A 2,787-nucleotide genomic window follows, 5' to 3' on the forward strand; every position below is an offset into this window, starting at 1 on the left:
GCGGTCGGGCCGGAGCCGAACCCGCACTCGGCCGACATGCACCGTGCCGAGGCGCGGATCGCCGCCGCGTTGCCGCCGGCGGCGCCCGTACCGCGTCTGCTGGCCGACGTCGAGGTGGACGGTTGGGTCGCGCTCGCCTTCGAGGACATCGACGGGCATACCCCCGTACAACCGTGGCGGCCCGCCGACCTCGACCGCGTCCTCGCCGCCCTCGGCGACCTCGGCGCGGCCCTGACCTTCCCCGAGGCGAGTGGGGGTCCGGTCGACGCGCCGTCCGCCGCCGAGGCGGGCGCGGCCCTGTTCCGAGGGTGGTGCACCCTCACCGAGCCCGAACGGCTCGGCGAGTGGGTGGCGGCCAACCTCGACGAGATCGTCCGGTGGGAGTCGCGATGGGAGGCCGCGGTGACGGGCAGCACGCTGCTGCACGGCGACCTGCGTGCCGACAACATCCTGCTCACACGGGACCGAGTGGTGTTCGTCGATTGGCCCAGCGCAATGGTCGGAGCCGCGTGGGTGGACGTGGTACTCATGGCGCCGAGCGTGATCATGCACGACGGCGAGTGGGCGATCGCCCCGATCGAGGCGTACCTGGCCCGGCACCGAGCCGACCCGGACGACGTGACCGCGGCACTGGCCGCCGTCACCGGATTCTTCGTGTGTCAGGGGCTGCTGCCGCCCCCGCCCGGCCTGCCGACGCTGCGCGCCTTCCAACGTGCTCAAGGTCACGCCGGTCTGAAGTGGCTGCGACGCAGACTGGGGTAGGCGGCATCGAAGCCCGAGCGACGGGTAGCTTGATCCGGACCGACGGGCAAAGCGGGGAGGGGCGTTCATGGGAGCGGACCATGCGGGCGGAGTACTCCGAGTGGAGCTGACCTCACCCCCGTTGGGGGTCCGGTTGTTCGGCGAGGTCGATCTCGAGAACTGTGCCCAGGTGCGTTCGGCGCTCGTGACGCAGGCGGCGGCCGGCCCCACCGACGTCCACGTGGACGTCGCGTCGCTGCACTTCATCGACGTCGCCGGCCTGCGGACCCTGGTCGAGACGGCGCTTCGCATGCAACCCGGGAGGCGACTGGTCCTGCACAGTGCTTCCGAGGAACTGTGCGTGCTCGTCAAGCTCGCGGGGTGGGACCGGGTTCCCGGATTGGTACTGGAAAAGGTGACGTCCGGATGAGTACGACAACGACGTTCCGGCACGAAGCCTTGCTCTACGCCGGAATCACCGACTTCGTCGACCACACCGCCGCCTTCGTCCGCGAGGGTTTGGCCGCCGACGAGGCGGTCGCGGTCGCGGTGATCGAGCCTCGCGCCGGCGCCCTGCGCGACAGTCTGGGCGCCGACGCCGCGCACGTCACGTGGATCGACATGGAGCGCGTGGGCCGCAACCCCGCCCGCATCATCCCTACCTGGCAGGAGTGGACCGGCCTGCACCGCGACCGCGCCTACCGAGGCATCGGCGAACCGATCTGGGCTGCCCGTACCCCCGCCGAACTCGTCGAGTGCGGACACCACGAGTCGCTGCTCAACCTCGCGTTCGACGGCCAACCGTGGCAACTCCTGTGCCCGTACGACATCTCCGCGCTCGACACCGACGTGATCGCCGCCGCCCGCCGCAACCACCCGCGCGTCCTGAACGGTGGCACCGGCCACGCGGGCAACCACCTACACCCCGACGACTACGCCGCCACGCTGCACGGGCCCGCCCTTCCGCCCGTGCCCGAGCACGCGCAGCGCCTCGCCTTCCGTTCCGGTGAACTCGCGAGCGTGCGCGCCTTGGTCCGCCGTGCCCTGCCGGACGCCCCGCGTGCGCAGGTCAATCACGCGATCCTGGCCGTGAGCGAGATCGCGGGCAACAGCATCGTCCACGGCGGTGGGCAAGGGGCGGTCACCATCTGGTCGCAAGGCCCTTCGTTGATCTGCGAGATCCAGGACTCGGGCTGCATCGTCGACCCCCTGGCCGGCCGCCACCGCCCCACCACGGAACAAGACGGCGGCCGCGGTTTGTGGATGGCCAACCAACTCTGCGACCTGGTCCAGATCCGCTCGACGGATTCGGGCACCACGGTCCGCCTGCACCTGTCGGCGGGCGCCTGAGCCGAGGCGACCTGCACACACGCGGACGGGGCCGGGCGGGAGTGGGGCGCCGGTGTGCGAGCGGCGCCGATACCGAGCGGCGCCGGTACGTGACCGGGCCGTGACCGGGTCGCGGGCGCTGTCGTCGGCGGGGCCGAGGCGTTGCCGTTGCCGAAGCGCGGCCGGCCGTTGTGCCGGTTGCCCTGTTTTCGTGGCGTTTTTCGGCTGCGGTGCGGCCGGGGTGGGCGAGGCGGAGCGGCCAACGGCGATGGGCGCCCGACCGCCCGAGGATTACCGGCACCGGAGGAAGGTGACACGGGCTCGGGACGACCCGGAGGGAGCGCGGCGCCGGTCTGTCGACGCGGGAGGGTCAGGACTCGGCGAGTCGTGCCCTCTTGACCTTGTTGCCGCAGGTGTTCATGGAACACCAACGGCGGTTGGCTCCGCGGCTGGTGTCGAGGAAGAGCCCCGCGCATCTTAGGTTCTAGTGGTCGTCGCAACACCCCAGTTCAGGGGGTGCGATGGACTTCGAGGTTCGTGCGGATCGGCGGCCCCAGGGCCCGAGGAAACTGGTCGGTGAGCGGGCGGAATACCTTCGGCTCGTGGATCTTGGGATAAGCAACACGGAAGCCTGCCGGATCGTGGGCATCAATCGCCGTACCGGCAAGCGATGGCTCTACGGCCGGCAGGCATCCGGGAAGAACAAGGCAGCGGCGC

At 71.0% G+C, this 2,787-nt stretch carries 4 protein-coding genes; all 4 read left to right on the forward strand.

The features are described from left to right. Positions 1-762, forward strand: a 762-nt coding sequence (locus tag GT354_RS42560) for an aminoglycoside phosphotransferase family protein (protein ID WP_237536006.1), incomplete at its 5' end; no start/stop codon positions are given. A 67-nt stretch (positions 763-829) separates the two neighbouring features. Next, complete coding sequence (locus GT354_RS42565) at positions 830-1,171, forward strand: STAS domain-containing protein (RefSeq protein WP_161362200.1); 342 nt, start codon at positions 830-832, stop codon at positions 1,169-1,171. Further along, positions 1,168-2,091: an anti-sigma factor RsbA family regulatory protein gene (locus GT354_RS42570; protein ID WP_161362202.1), complete on the forward strand. Its 924-nt coding sequence runs from the start codon at positions 1,168-1,170 to the stop codon at positions 2,089-2,091. Before GT354_RS42565 ends, GT354_RS42570 begins: the two co-directional genes overlap by 4 nt. Before the next feature lie 500 nt (positions 2,092-2,591). Beyond that, on the forward strand, positions 2,592-2,787 hold a 196-nt coding region (locus GT354_RS42580; protein WP_161356922.1), incomplete at its 3' end, for a helix-turn-helix domain-containing protein.

This window comes from Streptomyces sp. SID3343 (genome assembly GCF_009865215.1).
Taxonomy (GTDB): Bacteria; Actinomycetota; Actinomycetes; order Streptomycetales; family Streptomycetaceae; genus Embleya.